Below are 20412 nucleotides of genomic sequence, written 5' to 3'. Positions count from 1 at the left end.
TCTCCCCTCCAAGATCGGCGGGTTCGTGCGCCTTGCGCGAACCCGACCCTTGACGAGGAGAGCAGGTGGCCGCCCCGAAACGCCATGACGGAACGGAGCACCGCGACAGCGGCGCGGCCGCCCCCGAGCGCGCCAGCCTCCGTGCGGGGGAGGTGTCCCCGCACACGCCCGCCGCCTCTGGCCCCTCGCTGCTGACGCTTGCCGTCGCCGCCGCCAGCTTTCTCGCCGGCGCCGCGCTCACCGTGTGGCTGGTGCCCGAACCGCTGCGCCTTGCCGCGGCCGGCGGCGCGCTGGCGCTTGCCGGGCTCGCCATCGGCCTCGGCGGATTGCTGCAGGCCCAGCGCGGCACCCATATGCGCGAGATGGCGCAGATCAGCGCCCGCCTCGCCGCGCTCGCCTCCGAGCGCAACCTGCTGCAATCCGAGAACGAACAGCTGCGCGACGAGGCCTGGCGGCTGAAGGAAAGCGACGGCCGGCTGCGCGACGTGCTCGACACGCTCGGCGACGTGGTCACCCGCTGGCGCGCCGGCGGCGAGATCGTCTATGCCAATGACGCGGCCGAACGGCTGTTCCCGGAGGGCTGGGCCCCGGCCCTGCCGGAGGCGAACGGCGGCAAGGCCGAAGACGAGGTGAGCCGCGACATCCGGATGGAGACCTCCGGCGGCGAGCGCTGGTTCGCCCGGCGCGACGTGCCGGTGCGCGACGGCACCAGCGGCGAACCGCTGATCCAGACCATCCTGCGCGACGTCACCGACCGCCGCCGCATCGAGGATGCGCTGCTTGCCGCGCGAAACCAGGCGGAGACCGCAAACGCCTCCAAGAGCCGGTTCCTCGCCACCGTCAGCCACGAGATCCGCACCCCGCTCAACGGCATTCTCGGCATGACCGGCCTGCTCGCCGACACGCGGCTGACGGCCGAGCAGGCGAGCTATGTGGAGGCGGTGCGCGCCTCCGGCGAGATCCTGCTGCTGCTGATCAACGAGGTGCTCGACCTGTCGCGCATCGAGGCCGGCCGCCTGGATCTGGCGCCGGAGGAGATCGCCCTTGCCCCGCTCGCCGAAAGCGTCGTCGAGCTGCTGTCGCCCCGCGCCCAGTCGAAGGGGCTGGAGATCGGCTGCTACATCGCGCCCGACATGCCCGCGCGTCTCGTCGCCGACCCGACGCGCCTGCGCCAGATCCTGTTCAACCTGGCCGGCAACGGGCTGAAATTCACCGAGACCGGCGGCGTCGAGATTTGCATCGAGTCGATCGCCGAGACCGGAGAGGACACCCCCGCCGGCCCCCCGCACCGCTTCGCCATCACCGTGCGCGACACCGGCATCGGCTTTGCCCCGGAAGAGGCCGAACGGCTGTTCGAGGAGTTCGAGCAGGTCGACCACGGCCCGGCCCGCCGCTTCGACGGCGCGGGCCTCGGCCTTGCCATCTCGCGCCGGCTGGCCCGGCTGATGGGCGGCGATGTCATCGCCCGCTCCGAGCCGGGCAAGGGCGCCGCCTTCCGCGTCGAGCTGCCGCTTCACGCCGCACCCGCCCTGCCGGCGCGGGAAAACCGGGCCGCCCGCGCGCTTGCCGGCGCCCGCATCGCACTGGTCTCGGCCAGCCGCATCGAGATGCCGCTGATCGCCCGCTCGCTCGCCGCGCAGGGCGCCGTCACCTCGCTGCTCGCACCGGGCAAGGAGGACGACGACGATGCGCTTCTGTCTGCCGACCTGGTGCTGCTCGATCCGCTGGCGGTGACCGATGCCGGCGCCTGGCTCGCCAGTGCCCGCGCCGCCGGGCTTGCCGCGCCGGCCGGCGTGCTGCTGGCGCCGAGCGAGCGCGACCGGCTGCCGCGCCTGCGCGAGGCGGGCTTCGGCGGCTATCTGATCCGCCCGGTGCGCGCCGCCTCGCTGGCCGAGCTCTGCGCCACGCTGCTCGGCCGCGACACCGGCCTGTCGCCCTGGGACCGGCCCGAGCCGCGCTCGCTGACGGGCGAGGACGGCGAGGCAGGCCACGGCGACGGCACCTGCGCACCGCGCCCCTTGCGCATCCTCGTCGCCGACGACAACGACATCAACCGCCTGCTCAGCGAGGCGTTGCTGCGCAAGCTCGGCCACGAGCCGGTGGTGGCGGCCGACGGCGCCGCCGCCCTTGCCGCGGCGGCCGACGGGTCCTGCGACATGCTGCTGATGGACCTGCACATGCCGGTCGTCGACGGCATTGCGGCAATCCGCCGCTTCCGCGAGATGGAGGCGGCCGGCGGCTGGCCCCGCGCGCCCGTCTATGTGGTGACCGCCGATGTCACCGCCGATGCGGAAAAGGCGGCGCTGGCCGCCGGTGCCGATGCGGTCCTGTCGAAGCCGCTCGACCCGGACCTGCTTCGCCGGCGTATCGTTCGCCGCACTGCGGATGCGACCGCAGCGGGCAGGCCCTGAAAACTTCGCCAATTGTCACGCAAGTGTTGGGAAAGTATGGTCTACGCCACGGCCATCATCGTGGCCGTCCGCCATGCGCGGCCGATTCGCCTGCCTGCCTCCGCCGGGATCCTTTGCCGGCTGAGGGCGCCGGGACAGCGCGACGAAGCCGCACGAAACGACACAAAAGGCCGGGCCGGGCGCGCCCGACACCGGCCCCGTCACGTGGCGGCGTCTGCGGGAGGCAAGCAGGGAAGGCTCGGGGCCATGTCAAGAAACGCTGTTCTGTCGCCGCGCAGCCTGATGCGCAAGTTCGCCCCCGCAATGGCGACAAGCTGGCTGGCCGGAATGAAGGCCGCTCCGTCGGGCCGCAACGTGCCCAGCCTCGGACGCATCGGTTCCCTGGAGGTGCGCCTGGCGCGCAGCGCCAAGGAAATCCGCAAGGCGCAGGAGCTGCGCTACCACGTCTTCTACGAGGAAATGTCGGCGATTGCCGACCCGGCGACCCAGGCGACCCGGCGCGACGTCGATGCCTATGACGACATCTGCGACCATCTCCTGGTCCTCGACCACGACCTGACCGAGCGCAACAAGCTCGGCCGCCGCGTGCCGCGCATCGTCGGCACCTACCGCCTGCTGCGCCAGGACGTCGCCGAGCGCAATGGCGGCTTCTACACCGCCGCCGAATTCGACATCCAGTCGCTGGTCGACGCTCATCCGCGGCTGCAGTTCCTGGAGCTCGGCCGCTCCTGCGTGCTCAAGCCCTACCGCACCAAGCGCACGGTGGAGCTGCTGTGGCACGGCATCTGGGCCTATGTCCTGATGCACCGGATCGACGTCATGGTCGGCTGCGCCTCCATCGAGGGCACCGATCCCGACCGCATCGCCTCGCAGCTCGCCTTCCTGCACCACAATGCCAGGACGCCGGAGACGTGGCGGGTGCGCGCCGTCGGCGAGCGCTATGTCGAGATGAACCGCATGCCCAAGGCCGAGGTCAACGAGCGCCAGGCGCTGCGCGAGCTGCCGCCCCTGATCAAGGGCTACCTGCGGCTCGGCGCCTTTATCGGCGACGGCGCCGTCGTCGACCACCAGTTCGGCACCACCGACGTGCTGATCGTCATGCCGGTGGAAGCGCTCAACAGCCGCTACGTCAACCATTACGGCGCCGACGCCGGCCGCTACGCCAACCAGTAACAAGCTCCGCTCCGGGCGCGTCCGGCGGCCCTCACAGCCGCCGTGCCCAGGGCTCCAGCCGGTAGCGGGCGGCGATGTTCCGCGCGCCGGGATCGAGCTGGCCGGCATCCAGCCGCACGAAGCCCACGTGATCGAGAAAGCCGCCGCGCTGGGGCCGCACGAAAGCGACGAGCGCCGGATAGCAGGCGAAGGCGCCATGGCCGAGCACCGAGGCCAGCAGCGAGCGCGACAGGCCGCGTCCGCGGCAGTCGCGGGCCACCCCCAGCACAGACAGCCACATCGCCCCGTCCAGCTCGCCCGCCGCCGCCATGGCGACGGGCCGGCCGCGGCGAAAGGCGCCCCAGACGCGGTTTTCCGCCGCCAGCAGGTCGAGCTCGGGCAGCAAACCATCGGGAGAGGCGGCCGGGGACCAGTCGCGCCGGTCCGGCTCGCCCGTCCACAGCTCGTGCAGGGCCGGGACATCGTCCGGGCCCGCGACCCGCACCACGAACGCCCCGGCGGAGGCACTCACGGCTGCGGGCCGTCGTAGCCCTCGACGATCACCAGGTCCGAGACCGCGTGGGAGGCGCGCAGCGACTTGGCATAGGCATAGGCCTCGCTCTCGTAGCAGGCGACAGCCTTCTCGTAGCTGTCGAACTCGATCACCACGTTGCGCTGGCGCGCGGCGCCTTCCTTGCACTCGAAGCGGCCGCCGCGAACGATGAAACGGGCGCCATAGGCGCGGAATGCCTCGGCATTCGCCTCGATATATTTCTTGTAGGCGTCCGGATCGCTCACATCGACCCGTGCCACCCAATATGCCTTTGCCATGCCTGCGCCTTTCATGGAGCTGCCGGCGGGGCTGCGGCGGCCCGTTGCCGCCGCGGTTCGGCCCCGCGTCTCGGCCCAAGGCGTAGCGCGCGGCCGGTACGCCTGTAAAGCCGGCCAGCACGAGGGACGGGGACCGCGCCGGCGTACTTAACACCCCCTTAAATCGCCGCATTTAGGCTCCAAGGCGAAGCTCGGGCAGGCGCGCGGCATCCCGGCCATCGCCGCCGGAGCGACCGGCAGCCGGCCCTCTTGCGCATCTTGGAGGAACAGAGCGAATCGATGGCTCGCGGATCGTCACCCGGAAGCCGGCGCACCACCCGCGTCGAGCCGAAGATGGAGCGCAGCGGCGCAACGCTGGACATGCGGCTGACCGGTGCCGACCGGTCGGCGGCCGGCGGACACGCGCCCTCCTCCTCTTCCGCGTCCTCCTCGGCACCGGCCCGCAAGCGTACGCCCCGCAAGTCCGGCTCGCTGGACAGCGCCGGAAGCAGTTCTGGCAACGGCTCGGGCAACGGTTCCGGCCTCGGCGGCGTCTCCGGCGGACGGCTCTCGGGCGGCGGCGGCAATGGCGGCAGCGGCGGCAATGGCGGCGGCCGCAAGGGCGGACGCGGCAAGTCCCGCGCCAAGCGCCAGCGCGGCGGCCTCTCGCGCCTGCTGAGGCGCGGCCTCTACTGGAGCTTCGTCCTGTGCATCTGGGGCGGCATCGCCGGCATCGGCGTCCTCATCTATTACGCCGCCTATCTGCCGCCGACCTCCGAATGGAAGGTGCCGCAGCGCCCGCCCAACGTGCGCATCGTCGCGGCCGACGGCACGTTGATGGCGAATCGCGGCGATACCGGCGGCGAGGCGGTGCGGCTCGAACAATTGCCGCCCTATCTGCCGCAGGCGGTGATCGCCATCGAGGACCGCCGCTTCTACTCGCATTTCGGCCTAGATCCGCTGGGCCTCGGCCGTGCGGTGCTGACCAACTTCACCTCCGGCCGGCTGGTGCAGGGCGGCTCGACGCTGACCCAGCAGCTCGCCAAGAACCTGTTCCTGGAGCCCGACCGCACCCTGCGACGCAAGGTGCAGGAAGCGGTTCTCGCCCTGTGGCTGGAGACCAACTACTCCAAGGACGAGATCCTGGAGATGTATCTCAACCGGGTCTATTTCGGCGCCGGCGCCTATGGCGTCGATGCGGCCGCCCGGCGCTATTTCGGCAAGTCGGCGCGTTTGATCAGCGTATCGGAGGCGGCGACGCTCGCCGGCCTGCTCAAGGCGCCCTCGCGCTATGCCCCGACCCGCAATCCGGACCTTGCCCAGGAGCGCGCCACCACCGTGCTCGCGGCCATGGCCGAGGAAGGCTATCTCACCGATGCCGAGGCGCGCGATGCCATCGCCGCGCCGCTGCGCGTCGTCACCCACCACACCTCGGCCAGCGAGAACTACGTCGCCGACTGGGTGATGGAGCTGCTGCCGGGCTATGTCGGCGCCATCGAGGACGACATCGTCGTCGACACGACGATCGATCTCGGCCTGCAGATCATCGCCGAGGATTCCCTGCGCCGCGCCCTGTCGGAGGAAGGCGCCAAGCTCGGCGTCGGCCAGGGCGCCATCGTCACGCTGGACGGGTCGGGCGCAGTCAAGGCGCTGGTCGGCGGCCGCGACTATGCGCAGAGCCAGTTCAACCGGGCGGTCAATGCCCGGCGCCAGCCCGGTTCCGCGTTCAAGCCCTTCGTCTATCTCGCCGCGCTGGAGCGCGGGCTGACACCGGCGACCGTGCGCGTCGACGAGCCGGTCAAGATCGGCAACTGGGCGCCGAAGAACTATACCAAGACCTATCGCGGCCCGGTGACCTTGACCGAGGCGCTGTCGCTGTCGCTGAACACCGTGGCCGCGCGGCTGGCGGAGGAAGTCGGCCCGCGCGCCATCATCCGCACCGCCCGCAAGCTCGGCATCACCTCGCCGCTCGCCTCCAACCTGTCGATCTCGCTCGGCACCTCGGAGGTGACGCCGCTGGAGATCGCCGCTGGCTACACGCCGTTCTCCAATGGCGGCTATGCGGTGGTGCCGCATGTCATCCGCCAGATCCGCACGCTGGAAGGCAAGGTGCTCTACGCGCGCACCGGTGACGGCGCGGGGCGGGTCATCGACCATGCGACGCTCGCCGACATGAACATGATGATGGCGCAGACGCTGACGACCGGCACCGGCAAGATCGCCAATCTGCCGGGCCGCCCGGCCGGCGGCAAGACCGGCACCAGCCAGGATTTCCGCGACGGCTGGTTCATCGGCTACACCGGCTCGCTGACCACCGCCGTCTGGCTCGGCAACGACGACAATTCGCCGACCAAGCGCGCCACCGGCGGCTCGCTGCCGGCCAAGGTCTGGAAGGACGTGATGCAGGCGGGCCACCAGGGCCTGCCGGTCGCCGACCTGCCGGGCGTGTCCGACCGGCCGGTGCAGGTGGCGGAGCCCGCCGCAGCGCCGCTCGACATGCCGATGCGCGACATTCCCGCCGAGGGCGATCCGGCGCGCCGGCTGCCGCCGATGCGCGATTCGGGCGGCGGCGGCGGACCGCTCGACCTGCTCAACCGGATCTTCGGGCGCTGAGGGAAGCCCCTCACACGGCCCCTCACCCAGCCATGCGGGCGCGGCGGCTGACCAGCAGCACCAGCACCGCGCCGGCCCCGTTGGCGGCGATGATCAGCGCCAGCGGCAGGGCGGTGCCGCCATGGGTGGCGCCGACGCCGATGCCGACCGCCGCGGCAATGCTCATCTGGCAGATGCCCATCAGCGAGGACGCGCTGCCGGCGCGATCCGGGAAGGGCATCAGCGCGGCGGCCTGCGCCTGCGGCAGGGCCAGGCCCACACCCACCATGTAGAGCATCATCGGCGCGATGACGGAAACGGCCGAGGGCACGGCCAGGACCGCGACGATCATCGCCGCGCCGCCCAGCGCCAGCGCCGCGCAGCCCGTCAGGATCGTCACTTCCGCGCCCTTTCTCGGCGCCAGCCGCTGGCCGATCAGCGTTCCCACCACATAGGCGCCGGCGCAGACGCCGAAGGCGATGCCGTAGAGCGAAGGGCTGAGCCCGAAAATGTCCTGCAGCACGAAGGACGAGCCGGAGATGAAGGCGAAGAGGCCGCAATAGGTCAGCGTCACCACCGCCAGATAGGCGGCATAGGCGCGGTGGCGCAGCAGGCCGGCAAAGCCCGACAGGATCGCCCGCACCGAGAAGGGCGCCGTCTCGCGCGCCCGGATCGTCTCGGGCAGGCCGCGCCAGATGCCGACGATCACCACGGCGGCGAAGGCGACCGACACCAGGAAGACGAAGCGCCAGCCGCCGGCCGCTGCGATCAACCCGCCGAAGAACGGCGCGATCGCCGGGGCAAGGCCCATGATCGAGCCCATGCGGGCGAGTTCCTGGCCCGCGCGCGGACCCTCGTAGAGATCGCGCACAACGGCGCGCGCCAGCACCACCGGTCCCGCCGCGCCGAAGGCCTGGCAGAAGCGCGCCACGATCAGCACCTCGACGCTCGGCGCCAGCGTGCAGGCAAGGCTCGCCACCGCGTAGATGGCAAGGCCGGCGATCAGCACCGGCTTGCGGCCGATCCGGTCGGCGAGCGGGCCGTAGAACACCTGCCCCGCGGCGAAGCCGACGAGGAACACCGAGAGGGTCAGCTGCACCGCCGCGTGGTTGGTTTCCAGCTCGCGCAGGATCGAGGGCAGCGCCGGCAGGTACATGTCGGTGGAGATCGGGCCGAGCGCCGTCAGGCTGGCGAGCAGGATGGTGAGCGCCCAGGTGTCCGGTTTGAGAGTGTCCGGCTTGAGCATGCGAGCGGCCTTCTGGCGGCGGCGCGCGGCCGCGAGCTTGGGCGGGCGCCGGGGGGAGAGGGCGGCTGGCGGGGCAGGACTGCCGGGTCAGCCGTAAAGATGCAGGCGGCCGCCCTCGCGCTTCAGCCAGTCGCGCGCCTCCTCCGTGTGCGGGGCAAGGCGGCGGCAATGGGCCCAGAAGCGCGGGCCGTGGTTCATCTCGGCGAGATGGGCAACCTCATGGGCAGCGACGTAATCGAGGATCGACGGCGGCGCAAGCACAAGCCGCCAGGAGAAGGAGAGCCGCCCGTCCGCCGTGCAGGAGCCCCAGCGGCTCCGCGTATCGCGCAGGGTGAGGGCCGTCGGCGTGCGGCCGAGCGCCGCCGCATGCTGCGCCACCGCGCGCTCCAGATCGCGCCGCGCCTCGCGCTTCAGCCAGTCGGTGAGCTTGCGGGCGATGTGCTCGGTAGCGCCGGGCACCAGCAGACGGCCGACGGCTTCGCTGTCCTCTTCCAGCTCCCGGGCCGGCTCGGCGCGCACCAGTCCGCGCAATCCGCCGGCGGCAATGATCCTGTGCGCCGCCCCGCGCAGCGGGATCACCCCGCCTTCCGCGAAAGGCACCGCCTCGGGCCGCTCGCCCAGCCGCCCGGCCAGCCAGCCGCGCTGGCGCTGCGCGAACTCGCGCGCGGTGGCAAGGGTCCCGCCCTTCGGCACGGTCAGCACCGGGGCGCCGCCGTCGGAGGGCACGCGCAGGATGTAGCGGCGCGCCTGCGGGTTGCCGCGCAGCACGATGCGCTGCTCGCGGCCCGCGATCTCCAGGGTGATCGCCTCGGGCAGGACCGGCTGTTGCCGGCGCAGGCGGAACAAGCCGCTCACGCGCCGGCCAGCTCGTCGAAGCGCTTGCGGACGGTGCCGTTCAGCGGGTTCTTCGCGCTCCAGCGATAGCGGATCGTCTCGAAGCGCATGGAGCGGGTGTCGACCAGCAGCAGCCGGCCGAGCAGCCCCTCGCCGAAGCCGACGATCTCCTTGATCGCCTCCATCGCCTGCATCGTGCCGACGATGCCGGTCAGCGCGCCGAGCACGCCAGCCTGCGCACAAGTCGGCAGCAATCCGTCGGCCGGGCGCTCGGGGAAGAGACAGCGATAGGTCGGGTTCGGCGTGCCGTCCTCGCCGCTCTCATACGGCTTCAGCAGCGTCAGCGACCCGTCGAGCCGGCCGACCGCGCCGGTGACCAGCGGCTTGCCGGCGAAGAAGCAGGCATCGGAGACCAGATAACGGGTGGCGAAATTGTCGGAGCCGTCGACCACGAGGTCGTAGCGCGAGATCAGCGCCAGCGCGTTCATCGCGCCGAGCCGCGCCACATGCGGCTCAACCTTCACATGCGGGTTCAGCCGGGCGATCGCCTCGGCCGCGCTCGCCACCTTCGGCTCGCCGAGATGGTCGGTGTCGTGGATCACCTGGCGCTGCAGGTTGGACAGCGACACGGTGTCGTCGTCGACAACGCCGAGCGTGCCGACGCCGGCCGCCGCCAGATATTGCAGGACCGGCGCGCCCAGCCCGCCGGCGCCGATCACCAGCACCTTCGCGGCCTTCAACTTCTGCTGGCCGGGGCCGCCGACATCCTGAAGCACGATGTGGCGGGCATAGCGTTCGAGTTCTGCGGGCGAAAGCGTGGTCATCGAAAGGTCCGGAGCGTCGGAAGGGGGAGGCAGGCGGTCAGCGCAGCAGGCGGCCGACCAACCGGGCGGTATAGTCGACCATCGGGATGATGCGGGCATAGTTCAGCCGGGTCGGGCCGATCACGCCGAGCACACCGATGATCCGGTCGTCCTGGTCGCGGAAGGGCGAGACGACGATGGAGGAGCCGGACAGCGAGAACAGCTTGTTCTCCGAGCCGATGAAGATGCGCACACCGTCGCCGCCCTCGGCCGCGGCCAGCAGCTGGATCAGGTCGCGCTTGTTCTCCAGGTCGTCGAACAGCAGGCGGATGCGCTCCAGGTCCTGCTCGGCCTCCAGATGCGACAAGAGGTTGGAGCGGCCGCGCACGATCAGCGAGCCGGCCGCGTCGACCACGCCGGAGCGGGTGGCGATGCCGGCTTCCACCAGCTTGGCAGTCAGCTCGTCCAGCTCCTTCTGGTGGCGGTCGCGCTGGGTCTCCAGCTCGCGCCGCGCCTCGGCGAGCGTGCGCCCGCGGATCAGGCTGGTGAGATAGTTCGACGCCTCCATCAGCGCCGTCTGCGGCAGGCCCGGCGGCAGGTCGACGATGCGGTTCTCCACCGAACCGTCGTCGCCGACCAGCACGACGAGCGCCTTCAGCGGCTCGATGCGGACGAATTCGACATGGCGCAGGCGCACATCCGCCTTGTGCGAGAAGACGACGCCCGCCCCGCGCGACAGGCCGGACAGCATCTGGCTGGCTTCGGTCAGAAGCTGCTCGCTCGTGCGCTCGCTGCGCGCCGCCTTGACCTGGATGTCGATCTGGTCGCGCTCCTCGCGCGTCAGGTCGCCCACCTCCAGCAGCGCATCGACGAAGAAGCGCAGGCCCCCTTCCGTCGGCATGCGCCCGGCCGAGGTGTGCGGCGAATAGAGCAGCCCGGCATGTTCCAGGTCGGACATGACATTGCGGATCGAAGCCGGCGACAGCTGGATGCCCGGCAGGCGCGACAGGTTGCGCGACCCCACCGGCTCGCCGGTGTCGAGATAGGATTCCACGATGGCACGGAAGATTTCCCGCGACCGCTTGTCGAGATCGCCAAGGCTCACGGACGGCACACCCAGCGTCACGTTCCTGCTCCCCGGTTCTGCAATTCCCTGCGCAATGTCATCCCCTGCCCCGCCGGTTCTGCCCGTTCGGCGACCCGGCGCGCCACCGAATATAGTGCGCCCCGACCGCGATTGCCCATGCCAAAGGCGCAAGAACGAAGGTCCCGCATGGGGTCCGGCACGGGACAAGCGGCAGACAGGCATTTCATTCCGGTCCCATATTGGATTAAGAGGGACGCGAAACAGGAGCAAGGGGCATCCGCGCCCCGTGCGGCAGGCTTCAAAGGGGATCGACATGCGGCCATCCAAACGTGCAGCGGACGAGTTGCGCGCCGTGACGCTGGAGCGGAGCGTTTCCAAGCACGCGGAAGGGTCGTGCCTGGTCAAGTTCGGCGACACGCATGTGCTGTGCACCGCGAGCCTCGAAGAGCGCATTCCGCCCTGGCTGCGCGGCCAGGGCCGCGGCTGGGTCACCGCCGAATACGGCATGCTGCCGCGCGCCACCGGCGAGCGCATGCGCCGCGAGGCGTCCTCGGGCAAGCAGTCCGGCCGGACCCAGGAGATCCAGCGGCTGATCGGCCGGTCCCTGCGCGCCATCGTCGACCTGCCGCTGCTCGGCGAGCGCCAGATCTCCGTCGATTGCGACGTCATCCAGGCCGATGGCGGCACCCGCACCGCCGCGATCACCGGCGCCTGGGTCGCCCTGCACGACTGCATCGAGTGGATGCGCACCCGCGACATGGTCGCCGGCAAGGTGCTGAAGGACCATATCGCCGCGATTTCCTGCGGCATCCATGGCGGCCAGGCGGTGCTCGACCTCGACTATCTCGAGGACTCCGACGCCGACACCGACGCCAATTTCGTCATGACCGGTTCCGGCGGCATCGTCGAGATCCAGGGCACGGCGGAGGGCGAGCCCTTCTCCGAGGAGCAGTTCGCCCAGCTGCTGGCGCTGGCCAAGTCCGGCATCGGCCGGCTGGTCGACCTGCAGAAGATGGCGATCTCGTGAGGCTCGCATGACCGACACCCCTTCTCGCCTGCGCCGGCTCGAGCCCGGCCGGATCGTGCTGGCGAGCCACAATCCGGGCAAGCTGCGCGAGTTCGACGACCTGATGGCGCCTTACGGCTACGAGGTCGTCTCGGCCGGCTCGCTCGGCCTGCCGGAGCCGGAAGAGACCGGCACCACCTTCGAGGCCAATGCCGAGCTGAAGGCCCGCGCGGCCGCCGAGGCCTCGGGCCTGCCGGCGCTCGCCGACGACAGCGGCTTCTGCGTCTTCGCGCTGAACGGCGATCCCGGGGTCTATTCGGCCCGCTGGGCGGGACCTGAGAAGGATTTCGCGATGGCGATGCGGACCATCGAGGAAAAGCTGCATGCCGCCGGCGCGACCGATCCGGCGGACCGCCGCTCGTCCTTCGTCGCCGTGCTGTGCCTTGCCTGGCCGGACGGCGAGGTCGCCCTGTTCCGCGGCGAGGTCGAGGGCACCGCCGTGTGGCCGCCGCGCGGCAGCGGCGGCTTCGGCTACGACCCGATGTTCCAGCCGGACGGCGAAAGCCGCACCTTCGGCGAAATGTCGGCGGAGGAAAAGCACGGGCAGAACGGCACCGCCCTGTCGCACCGCGCCCGCGCCTTCGCGGACTTCTCGGCGCGCTGCCTGGAGGCATGATGGCTCAGGCGGACGGCGGTTTCGGCATCTACGTGCATTGGCCTTTCTGCGAGGCCAAATGCCCGTATTGCGACTTCAACAGCCATGTCCGCCATGCCGGCGTCGACCAGGCGCGCTTTGCCGCCGCCTTCGAGCGAGAGCTTGCCTATTTCGCCGCCCGCACGCGCGGCCGGCGGGTCGACTCGATCTTCCTCGGCGGCGGCACGCCGTCCCTGATGCTTCCCGCAACGGTCGGCCGGGTGCTCGACGCCATCGCCGGCCACTGGGAAATCTCGCCCACCGTCGAGGTCTCGATGGAGGCCAACCCCTCCTCGGTGGAGGCGGAGCGGTTCCGCGGCTATCGCGCCGCCGGCGTCAACCGCCTCTCGCTCGGCGTGCAGTCCCTGAGGGATGCGGACCTGAAGCGTCTCGGCCGGCTGCATGACGCGGCCCAGGCACGCGCGGCGATCGGCATCGCCCGCTCGACCTTCGAGCGCATCTCCTTCGACCTGATCTACGCCCGGCCCGACCAAGATGCCGCCGCCTGGCGCAGCGAGCTGGAGGAGGCGATCGGCCTGGCCGCCGACCACCTGTCGCTCTACCAGCTGACCATCGAGCAGGGCACGCCCTATTTCGAGCTGCACCGCACCGGCAAGCTGGTGGTGCCCGATCCGGACACCGCGGCCGATCTCTACGACCTGACGCAGGAGATCTGCACCGCCCACGGCATGCCGGCCTACGAGGTCTCCAACCATGCCGCGCCCGGCGCGGAATGCCGGCACAATCTCGTCTACTGGCGCTATGGCGACTATGTCGGCGTCGGCCCCGGCGCCCATGGCCGGCTGACCGGCGGCAACGGCAAGTTCGCCACCGCCACCGAGCGTCATCCCGAGACCTGGCTCGCCGCCGTCGAAGCGCGCGGCGAGGGTCTGGTGGAGGACATGTCGCTTACCCAGGAGGAGCAAGGCGACGAGTTCCTGCTGATGGGCCTGCGGCTGGTGGAGGGCGTCGACCTTGCCCGTTTCGAGGCGATTTCCGACCGCCGGATCGATCCGCGCCGCGTCGCCGACCTCATCGAACACGGCATGGTGGAACGACTCGACGGCACGCGAATGCGCGTCACGCCGGCCGGTTGCCTCGTTCTGGACGCCGTCGTTGCCGACCTTGCATCGTGATTTTTAACGGTATCGGCTGAAAAAACGCGGTCGCCGCAACTTTTTTCCACCGCGTGGCCGCTTCTGGCAAGATCCTGTCTTGCCTCGCGTTTTCGGAACAGCCGGGAGAAGTTTTCCTCGCCTGAACCGCTGCGTCCGGTATCCCCGTACCGCCTGAGCCCATGTGGACCTCCGTACAGGTTGAAGCGGCGTTAATCTTTGTCATACTATTTTGCAATGCGAAAAAAGGCAGGCGGCCATGCTGCACTGCCTCACGGAGATTGCGAGGTCGGTCACGTGTTCTATCAGGTCTATGAATTCAATCATGCGGCGATGAGTCCTCTGCGGGCGACCGCAGACATGACGCGCCTGTACTTCCAGAACCCGCTCAATCCGTTCTCCCACACCCCGATCGGGCGCTCTGTCGCCGCCGGCTGCGAGATGATCGAGCGGATGACCCGGCGCTACGGCAAGCCGGAGTTCGGCCTCACCCAGACCACCGTCAGCGGCGTCAAGGTGCCGGTGCGCGAGGAGATCGTCTGGAAGAAGCCCTTCTGCAACCTCTTGCATTTCGACCGCAAGCTCGGCGAGCGCAAGCACAAGGGCCCGCGCATCCTGATGGTTGCGCCGATGTCGGGCCACTATGCGACGCTGTTGCGCGGCACGGTCGAGACCATGCTGCCGAGCGCCGACATCTACATCACCGACTGGATCGATGCGCGCATGGTGCCGCTCACCGACGGCCGGTTCGATCTCGACGACTACATCGACTACGTCATCGAGATGCTGCACTTCCTGGGGCCGGACACCCATGTCATGGCCGTATGCCAGCCCTCGGTACCGGTGCTTGCCGCCACGGCGGTGATGGAAGCGCACAACGATCCTTGCGCGCCGGCCAGCGTCACGCTGATGGGCGGGCCAATCGACACGCGGATCAACCCGACCGCCGTCAACGATCTGGCCGAGAACAAGAGCATCGACTGGTTCGAGCGCAACGTCATCATGAAGGTGCCGTTCCCGCAGCCGGGCTTCATGCGCGACGTCTATCCGGGCTTCCTGCAGCTTTCGGGCTTCATGAGCATGAACCTCGACCGGCACGTCAATGCGCATCACGAGTTCTTCCAGCACCTCGTCTCCGGCGACGGCGACAATGCCGAGAAGCACCGCGACTTCTACGACGAGTATCTGGCGGTGATGGACCTCACGGCCGAGTTCTACCTGCAGACGGTGGAAACCGTGTTCATCCGCCACGCGCTCGCCAACGGCAAGATGCGCCATCGCGGCGAGCTGGTCGATTGCGGCGCGATCCGCCGCTCGGCCCTGCTGACGGTCGAGGGCGAGAAGGACGACATCACCGGCCGCGGCCAGACGATGGCGGCGCACAATCTGTGCGTCAATCTCTCGCCCGACATGCGCGCCCATTACATGCAGCCGGATGTCGGCCATTATGGCGTGTTCAACGGCTCGCGCTTCCGCTCGGAGATCGCCCCGCGCATCCTCGACTTCATGCGCAGCCACGCGCATCTGCCGACCACGGCTCCCAAGGCTTCCGACACGGTGAAGTCGGCCTCTTCCGAGGTGACCATTCCCGTCGCCGAGAAGCCCGCCGAGGCGAAGACCCCCGCAAAGGCCCCGGAAAAGGCCCCTGAAAAGGCCAAGACCAAGCCGGTCTCCGATCCGCTGGCAGAGGTCCTGCTGGCCAAGCCGCGCGGCGTCGCCGACGACCTCACGGCGATCTCCGGCGTCGGGCCGAAGCTGCAGACCGCGCTCAACGGCGCCGGCATCTTCCACTACTGGCAGATCGCCGCGCTCACCGACGAGCAGATCGCCGCGCTCGACAACCGGCTCGACTTCCGCGGCCGCATCGACCGCGACGGCTGGATCGAGCAGGCCCGCAAGCTCGCCGAGCAGCCCGCCACGCACTGAGCCGAGGGCAGTGAGCGCACTGACATGAGCTCCTGGCTCATCGCCATCGACGGTGGCGGCAGCACCTGCCGCGCCGCCCTTGCCGGTCCCGACGGCGAGATCGTCTCGCGCGGTCTCGCCGGCCCGGCCAATGTCGCGACCGATCCGCAGCAGGCCGCCGCAAACATCGTTGCAGCGGCGCAAGGCGCGCTCGCCGAGGCCGGGTTGCCGGCCGGCGCGCTCTCGGCCTGTCCGGCGCTGCTCGGCCTTGCCGGCGCCCGCCAGCTCGGCCGCGACGGCCGCTCGCTTCTCTCCCTTCCCTTCTCGCAGGTGGAACTCGTCGGCGACGGCGAGATCGCGCTGGAAGGCGCGCTCGGCCCCGACGACGGCATCATGGCGATCCTCGGCACCGGCTCGGCCTTTCTCGCCCGCCAGGACGGGAAGATCCGCAGCGTCGGCGGCTGGGGCGTGCATCTCGCCGACCAGGGAGGCGGGGCCCGGCTCGGCCGCGAGGCGCTGAAATCGGCGCTGCTGTCGCGCGACGGGGTGCGCCCGCGCGGGATGCTTGCCGAGATGCTGCTTGCCGCCTTCGGCGACGATCCGGCCCGCATGGTCGCCTTTGCCGGCTCCGCCCGCCAGGCCGATTTCGCCCGCCACGCCCCGGCGGTCTTCGATGCCGCAAAGGCCGGCGACAGCGAGGCCGAGGCCCTGCTTGCCGCCTTCACCAAGGAGGTGGAGGAAATGCTCTCCGCCCTCCTGTGGCCCGGCTGCCGGCGCATCGCGCTGATGGGCGGGCTCGCCCCGCTCTATGCGCCGCGCCTCGCGCCGCCCTTCGCGGGCCTCCTTGCCGCGCCGCTCGGCGATGCGCTGGACGGGGCGGTGCGCATGGCAAGGCGGGCGTTTTTCGCCGCCTGACGCTTGCGCGCCGCCAGCCGCTGACGCAAAAAGCGGCAACGATCCTTTCGCCGGCGAAAGCCGGCCCCGACGCGGGGAAGCCCGGACCATGCCTGACGAGACTCCCCGGCGCCCCCTGGCGATTTCTGCAAGGAAGATCTTCGACGGCGAGAGCTGGCACGAGAATGCCGCGCTTCTCGTTGAAAACGGCGGCATTGCCGGCATCGTGCGCGGCCAGGACCTGCCGGGCGATGCCGAGCGGATCGAGGCGGCCGGTGACATGCTGGTGCCCGGCTTCATCGACCTGCAGGTCAATGGCGGCGGCGGGGTGCAGTTCAACACCGCGACCGACCGCGATTCCATCGCCGCCATCGCCACCGCCCATCGCCGCTTCGGCACCACCGCCTTCCTGCCGACGCTGATCACCGACACGCCGCAGGTCACCGAGCGGGCGATTCGCGCCGCCATCGGCGCGGCGACCAGCGTGCCCGGCTGCCTCGGCCTGCATCTGGAGGGGCCGCATCTCGCCCCCTCGCGCAAGGGCGCCCATGCGGCCGAGCTGATCCGGCCGATGGGCGAGGACGACATCGCCCAGCTCATCGACGCCGCCCGCCGCCTGCCGCTGCTTCTCGTCACGCTGGCGCCCGAGATCGTGCCGAGCGAAACGATTCGCCGGCTCGTCGATGCCGGCGTCGTGGTCAGCCTCGGCCATAGCGACGCGGATCACGCCACAGCGCTGGCCGCGACCGTTGCCGGCGCGCGCCTCGTCACCCATCTCTTCAACGCCATGAGCCCGCTCGGTCACCGCGCCCCGGGGCTTGCGGGGGCGGCGCTGGCCACCGGCGCGCTGTCGGCCGGCATCATCGTCGACGGGCTGCATGTCGCCGATCCGGTGATCGGCATCGCCGCGCGCGGCAAGGCCGGCCCCGGCCGCCTCTTCGTCGTCACCGACGCGATGGCCCCGCTCGGCACCGATGCCAGCTCCTTCACGCTGAACGGCCGCGAGATCGCCCGCGAGCCCATCGGCGAGGGGCTCGGCCGGCTGACCCTGGCCGACGGCACGCTGGCCGGTGCCGATATCGACATGTCCGCCTCGCTGCGCCGGCTCACCGGGCCCATCGGCCTGCCGCTGGAGCTGGCCCTGCGCATGGTCTCGCTGCATGCGGCCGAGGCCGCCGGCCTTGCCGAGCGCAAGGGCCGGTTGCTGCCCGGGTTCGACGCGGATTTCGTCGAGCTCGACGCCGGTTTGCGGGTGCGCGCCACCTGGATCGCCGGCAGCCGGCTCTATTCGGCCTGATCCGCCTCGTCCTGCTCTGCCCCTGACCCAGACCCGGCCATGGGTTTCACCTTGCCGCGATAGAAGGCGAGGGCCTCCTCGCTGGCATCGGCCTCGTCATGGACGCCGATCAGCACGCCGGTGCGCCCGCCTGCCCCGCCGCGCCGCGCCAGGATCTGCGTGTCGCTCACCGTGGTGCGCTGGCTGAGCCGCAGACCCCAGTCGGCCAGCAGGCCGCGCAGCCGCGCCACCTCGCCCGCATGGGCGGGATCGCGGCCGAGATCGTTGAATTCGGACGGATCGCTTTCCAGGTCGAACAGCATCGGCGGCAGTCCGCCTTCGGCGTGGATCAGCTTGTAGCGCCCGTCGAACACCATGAAGAGCCGGGCATCCTTGACCGAAACGCCGAGCCGGTCGGCCATCGGCGTGCAGGAATAGTCGTATTCGCTGATCGCCGCGCGCCGCCAGTCTGCGGGCCTATCGCCATGCAGCCAGGGCAACAGCGAGCGTCCTTCCAGGATGTGGCCGGGCAGGTCCGGCGCCTCGCCGTCCCGGCGTCCCGCCACGTCGACGAAGGTGGCGGCCAGATCGATCGCCTCGACCAGCGCGTCGCAGGTGCTGCCGCGGGTCGCATCGGCCGCTTCCGAAGGGTCGTAGACGATCAGCGGCACCTTCACCGAGGGCTCGTGGAAGAGATCCTTCTCGCCGAGCCAGTGGTCGCCGAGATAGTCGCCATGGTCGGAGGTGACGACGATCATCGTGTCGTCCAGCGCGCCGCTGTCCTCCAGCGCGTCGAGCAGCCGGCCGAACTGGTCGTCGCACTGGCGCACCAGGCCCATATAGGCGGGGATCGCCGCCTCCCGCACCTCGTCGCGGGCAAAGCTGCGCGAGGCCCGGCTCTGCATGAAGGCCTCGAAGACCGGATTGGGGTCGGCCCGCTCGCGCTCATGGCGCACGGCCGGCAGCACGTCTTCGGGGCCATACATGTCGTGATAGGGCGCCGGCACGATATAGGGCCAGTGCGGCTTGATGTAGGAAACGTGGCAGAGCCAGGGGACCGCCCGCCGCTCCTCGCGCCGCTCTGAGAGGAAGGCCAGCGTCTCGTCGGTCAGCCACGGCGTCTCGGCGTCTTCTTCCCGCACATTCGCCGCGAGCCCGGCATTGCGCATCAGCCAGCCGCTCTCGATGTCGCCGCGCCCGTCCGCGTCCCGCTCCTCCGAAAGGCCGGAATTGGCATGGTCGTGCCAAGGGTTGCGGCTGTCGTAGCCGCGCGCCTTGAGGAACTCGTTGTAGGGCGAGGGCTTGGCGTCATACGGCCCGTCCAGACCTTCCGCCCACAGCCCGTCGTCGCGCACCCTGGCATCGAAGCCGCATTCGGCGATGCGGGTGCCGATGATGCCGCCGCGCGAGATGCCGAGCCGGTCGAGCCCGGCATCGTCGACCTTCATGTGGGTCTTGCCGATCAGCACCGCGTCCATGCCGCGTGCCCGCAGATGGTCGCCCAGCGTCACCTCGCCCGCCTTCAGCGGATAGTTGTTCCAGGCCGCACCGTGCGAGCCGACATAGCGCCCGGTGTAGAAGCTCATGCGCGAGGCGCCGCAGATCGGCGACTGCACATAGGCATTGGTGAAGCGCACCCCGCGCGCCGCCAGCCGGTCGAAATTCGGCGTCTTGAGGTGCGGATGGCCGGCGCAGCCGAGATAGTCGAAGCGCAGCTGGTCATACATCACGAAAAGGATATTGCGCGCGCGTCTCGCCACTCCCGGCACTCCCTTCGGGCCCAAATCACCTGTCCAACGGCCCGCAGTTGAGCCGAGCCGGACGGGAGAGGCAAGCATGGGCCGACCGACCGCGCCAGCGGTTATGGAAACTCATCCAAATCTCATTTTACATTACCTTTTGCATGGATCACCCTGTCAGCCTTGCCGGTCGCATCCGCCTTCGGGCAGGAGTTGTCGCCGCCCGCGCCAGCCGTTAAGAGCAGGACAGGCAGGGACCGCAAGGGAGCGGGCAGTCTGCGCCGATGGCGCCGGGCCCGCGCTGGGGAGGACCGAGAGCTGATGCGTCAATCCGTCGAACGGCTGCTGGAGCGGCTCTGTGCCTGGCTGGCGATTGCCGGCGGTGCGGTGCTGGTCGCGCTGACCATCGCCACCGTCGTGTCGATCACCGGCCGCGCGCTGACCTCCGTCGGCCTTGGCCCCATTCCCGGCGACTACGAGCTGGTGGAAGCGGGCACCGCCTTCGCGATCTTCGCCTTCCTGCCCTGGTGCCAGCTCAAGCGCGGCCATGTCACCGTCGACCTGCTGCTGGCGCGCTTCGGCCCCAGGGTCAACGCGGGCGTCGATCTCATCGCCAACATCCTGATGACGCTGGCCAGCGGCCTGATCTGCTGGCGCCTGTGGCTCGGCATGCTGGACAAGCAGGCTTATGGCGAGACCACCTTCATCCTGCAGTTTCCGCTTTGGTGGCCCTATGCCGCCTCGCTGGTCGGCGCGGCCTTCGCCGTGCTGGTCTGTGCCTATACCGTCTGGCGCAGCCTTGACGAGACCCTCGCGCCGCCTGCGGCCGCGACCGGCCGGGAGTAACC

Annotated in this window: 17 protein-coding genes; 10 read left to right on the top strand and 7 right to left on the bottom strand. The window is 70.2% G+C overall.

The window, feature by feature from the left end; translation table 11 throughout:
• Window positions 1–65 precede the first annotated feature (65 nt).
• Both BBX35_RS22375 and olsB read left to right on the top strand, forming a co-directional pair.
• Window positions 66–2411: a hybrid sensor histidine kinase/response regulator gene (locus BBX35_RS22375; protein WP_083206532.1), complete on the top strand. Its 2346-nt coding sequence runs from the start codon at window positions 66–68 to the stop codon at window positions 2409–2411.
• Between the two features lie 303 nt (window positions 2412–2714).
• Entirely contained in the window at window positions 2715–3584 is an 870-nt protein-coding gene (gene olsB, locus BBX35_RS22370; protein WP_067224865.1) for a l-ornithine N(alpha)-acyltransferase, read from the top strand.
• A 31-nt stretch (window positions 3585–3615) separates the two neighbouring features.
• Here olsB and BBX35_RS22365 read toward each other — a convergent pair whose 3' ends face one another.
• A complete protein-coding gene (locus BBX35_RS22365) occupies window positions 3616–4095 on the bottom strand; it encodes a GNAT family N-acetyltransferase (protein ID WP_067224690.1) in 480 nt (159 codons plus the stop codon).
• Window positions 4092–4394 (bottom strand): DUF1330 domain-containing protein, encoded by a 303-nt coding sequence (locus tag BBX35_RS22360; protein WP_067224688.1) that lies wholly within the window; start codon window positions 4392–4394, stop codon window positions 4092–4094. Before BBX35_RS22360 ends, BBX35_RS22365 begins: the two co-directional genes overlap by 4 nt.
• A gap of 279 nt (window positions 4395–4673) precedes the next feature.
• On the opposite strand from BBX35_RS22360, the gene BBX35_RS22355 reads away from it, so the two are divergent.
• The gene (locus tag BBX35_RS22355) at window positions 4674–6986 is read left to right on the top strand and encodes a transglycosylase domain-containing protein (protein WP_067224687.1); all 2313 of its coding nucleotides are present in this window, start codon (window positions 4674–4676) and stop codon (window positions 6984–6986) included.
• 22 nt (window positions 6987–7008) lie between these two features.
• On the opposite strand, the gene BBX35_RS22350 is transcribed toward BBX35_RS22355, so the two are convergent.
• The 4 genes from BBX35_RS22350 to hrcA all read right to left on the bottom strand — a co-directional run bounded on the left by BBX35_RS22350 (window position 7009) and on the right by hrcA (window position 10974).
• Window positions 7009–8211 carry a multidrug effflux MFS transporter gene (locus BBX35_RS22350; protein WP_067224685.1) on the bottom strand — a complete coding sequence of 401 codons (1203 nt, stop codon included), beginning with the start codon at window positions 8209–8211 and terminating at the stop codon, window positions 7009–7011.
• A gap of 87 nt (window positions 8212–8298) precedes the next feature.
• Window positions 8299–9066, bottom strand: coding sequence for a M48 family metallopeptidase (locus BBX35_RS22345; protein WP_244271696.1), 768 nt, complete (start codon window positions 9064–9066; stop codon window positions 8299–8301).
• Entirely contained in the window at window positions 9063–9869 is an 807-nt protein-coding gene (moeB, locus tag BBX35_RS22340; RefSeq protein ID WP_067224683.1) for a molybdopterin-synthase adenylyltransferase MoeB, read from the bottom strand. Before moeB ends, BBX35_RS22345 begins: the two co-directional genes overlap by 4 nt.
• A 37-nt stretch (window positions 9870–9906) precedes the next feature.
• Window positions 9907–10974 (bottom strand): heat-inducible transcriptional repressor HrcA, encoded by a 1068-nt coding sequence (hrcA, locus tag BBX35_RS22335; protein WP_067224682.1) that lies wholly within the window; start codon window positions 10972–10974, stop codon window positions 9907–9909.
• Between the two features lie 274 nt (window positions 10975–11248).
• On the opposite strand from hrcA, the gene rph reads away from it, so the two are divergent.
• From rph to nagA, 6 genes are all read left to right on the top strand, one after another.
• Complete coding sequence (rph, locus tag BBX35_RS22330) at window positions 11249–11962, top strand: ribonuclease PH (RefSeq protein WP_067224680.1); 714 nt, start codon at window positions 11249–11251, stop codon at window positions 11960–11962.
• Between the two features lie 7 nt (window positions 11963–11969).
• Window positions 11970–12617 carry an RdgB/HAM1 family non-canonical purine NTP pyrophosphatase gene (gene rdgB / locus BBX35_RS22325; RefSeq protein WP_067224679.1) on the top strand — a complete coding sequence of 216 codons (648 nt, stop codon included), beginning with the start codon at window positions 11970–11972 and terminating at the stop codon, window positions 12615–12617.
• Window positions 12614–13771, top strand: coding sequence for a radical SAM family heme chaperone HemW (gene hemW / locus BBX35_RS22320; RefSeq protein ID WP_067224677.1), 1158 nt, complete (start codon window positions 12614–12616; stop codon window positions 13769–13771). Before rdgB ends, hemW begins: the two co-directional genes overlap by 4 nt.
• Window positions 13772–14110: 339 nt before the next feature.
• Window positions 14111–15676 (top strand): polyhydroxyalkanoate depolymerase, encoded by a 1566-nt coding sequence (gene phaZ, locus BBX35_RS22315; RefSeq protein ID WP_425274617.1) that lies wholly within the window; start codon window positions 14111–14113, stop codon window positions 15674–15676.
• A gap of 24 nt (window positions 15677–15700) precedes the next feature.
• Window positions 15701–16570 carry a glucosamine kinase nucleotide-binding domain-containing protein gene (locus BBX35_RS22310; RefSeq protein ID WP_067224676.1) on the top strand — a complete coding sequence of 290 codons (870 nt, stop codon included), beginning with the start codon at window positions 15701–15703 and terminating at the stop codon, window positions 16568–16570.
• Window positions 16571–16658: 88 nt separating this feature from the next.
• Window positions 16659–17846 carry an N-acetylglucosamine-6-phosphate deacetylase gene (gene nagA, locus BBX35_RS22305; RefSeq protein ID WP_067224674.1) on the top strand — a complete coding sequence of 396 codons (1188 nt, stop codon included), beginning with the start codon at window positions 16659–16661 and terminating at the stop codon, window positions 17844–17846.
• Here nagA and BBX35_RS22300 read toward each other — a convergent pair.
• Window positions 17834–19585 (bottom strand): sulfatase-like hydrolase/transferase, encoded by a 1752-nt coding sequence (locus tag BBX35_RS22300; RefSeq protein ID WP_279626401.1) that lies wholly within the window; start codon window positions 19583–19585, stop codon window positions 17834–17836. The genes nagA and BBX35_RS22300 overlap by 13 nt on opposite strands.
• Before the next feature lie 300 nt (window positions 19586–19885).
• On the opposite strand from BBX35_RS22300, the gene BBX35_RS22295 reads away from it, so the two are divergent.
• Window positions 19886–20410 carry a TRAP transporter small permease gene (locus tag BBX35_RS22295; RefSeq protein ID WP_067224672.1) on the top strand — a complete coding sequence of 175 codons (525 nt, stop codon included), beginning with the start codon at window positions 19886–19888 and terminating at the stop codon, window positions 20408–20410.
• The last annotated feature ends 2 nt before the right edge of the window (window positions 20411–20412 follow it).

The organism is Stappia indica (genome assembly GCF_001696535.1).
In the GTDB taxonomy this organism is placed as follows: domain Bacteria; phylum Pseudomonadota; class Alphaproteobacteria; order Rhizobiales; family Stappiaceae; genus Stappia; species Stappia indica.
Note: the sequence above shows the minus strand (reverse complement) of the source record. Positions and strands in the feature narration are given on the sequence as shown.

Excerpts from the sequence above, each read along its gene's own strand:
- olsB (WP_067224865.1), top strand. The coding sequence starts at position 2,715 with ATGGCGACAAGCTGGCTGGCCGGAATGAAGGCCGCTCCGTCGGGCCGC.
- BBX35_RS22360 (WP_067224688.1), bottom strand. The coding sequence starts at position 4,394 with ATGGCAAAGGCATATTGGGTGGCACGGGTCGATGTGAGCGATCCGGAC.
- BBX35_RS22355 (WP_067224687.1), top strand. The coding sequence starts at position 4,674 with ATGGCTCGCGGATCGTCACCCGGAAGCCGGCGCACCACCCGCGTCGAG.
- BBX35_RS22350 (WP_067224685.1), bottom strand. The coding sequence starts at position 8,211 with ATGCTCAAGCCGGACACTCTCAAACCGGACACCTGGGCGCTCACCATC.
- moeB (WP_067224683.1), bottom strand. The coding sequence starts at position 9,869 with ATGACCACGCTTTCGCCCGCAGAACTCGAACGCTATGCCCGCCACATC.
- rph (WP_067224680.1), top strand. The coding sequence starts at position 11,249 with ATGCGGCCATCCAAACGTGCAGCGGACGAGTTGCGCGCCGTGACGCTG.
- rdgB (WP_067224679.1), top strand. The coding sequence starts at position 11,970 with ATGACCGACACCCCTTCTCGCCTGCGCCGGCTCGAGCCCGGCCGGATC.
- hemW (WP_067224677.1), top strand. The coding sequence starts at position 12,614 with ATGATGGCTCAGGCGGACGGCGGTTTCGGCATCTACGTGCATTGGCCT.
- phaZ (WP_425274617.1), top strand. The coding sequence starts at position 14,111 with ATGACGCGCCTGTACTTCCAGAACCCGCTCAATCCGTTCTCCCACACC.
- BBX35_RS22310 (WP_067224676.1), top strand. The coding sequence starts at position 15,701 with ATGAGCTCCTGGCTCATCGCCATCGACGGTGGCGGCAGCACCTGCCGC.
- nagA (WP_067224674.1), top strand. The coding sequence starts at position 16,659 with ATGCCTGACGAGACTCCCCGGCGCCCCCTGGCGATTTCTGCAAGGAAG.
- BBX35_RS22295 (WP_067224672.1), top strand. The coding sequence starts at position 19,886 with ATGCGTCAATCCGTCGAACGGCTGCTGGAGCGGCTCTGTGCCTGGCTG.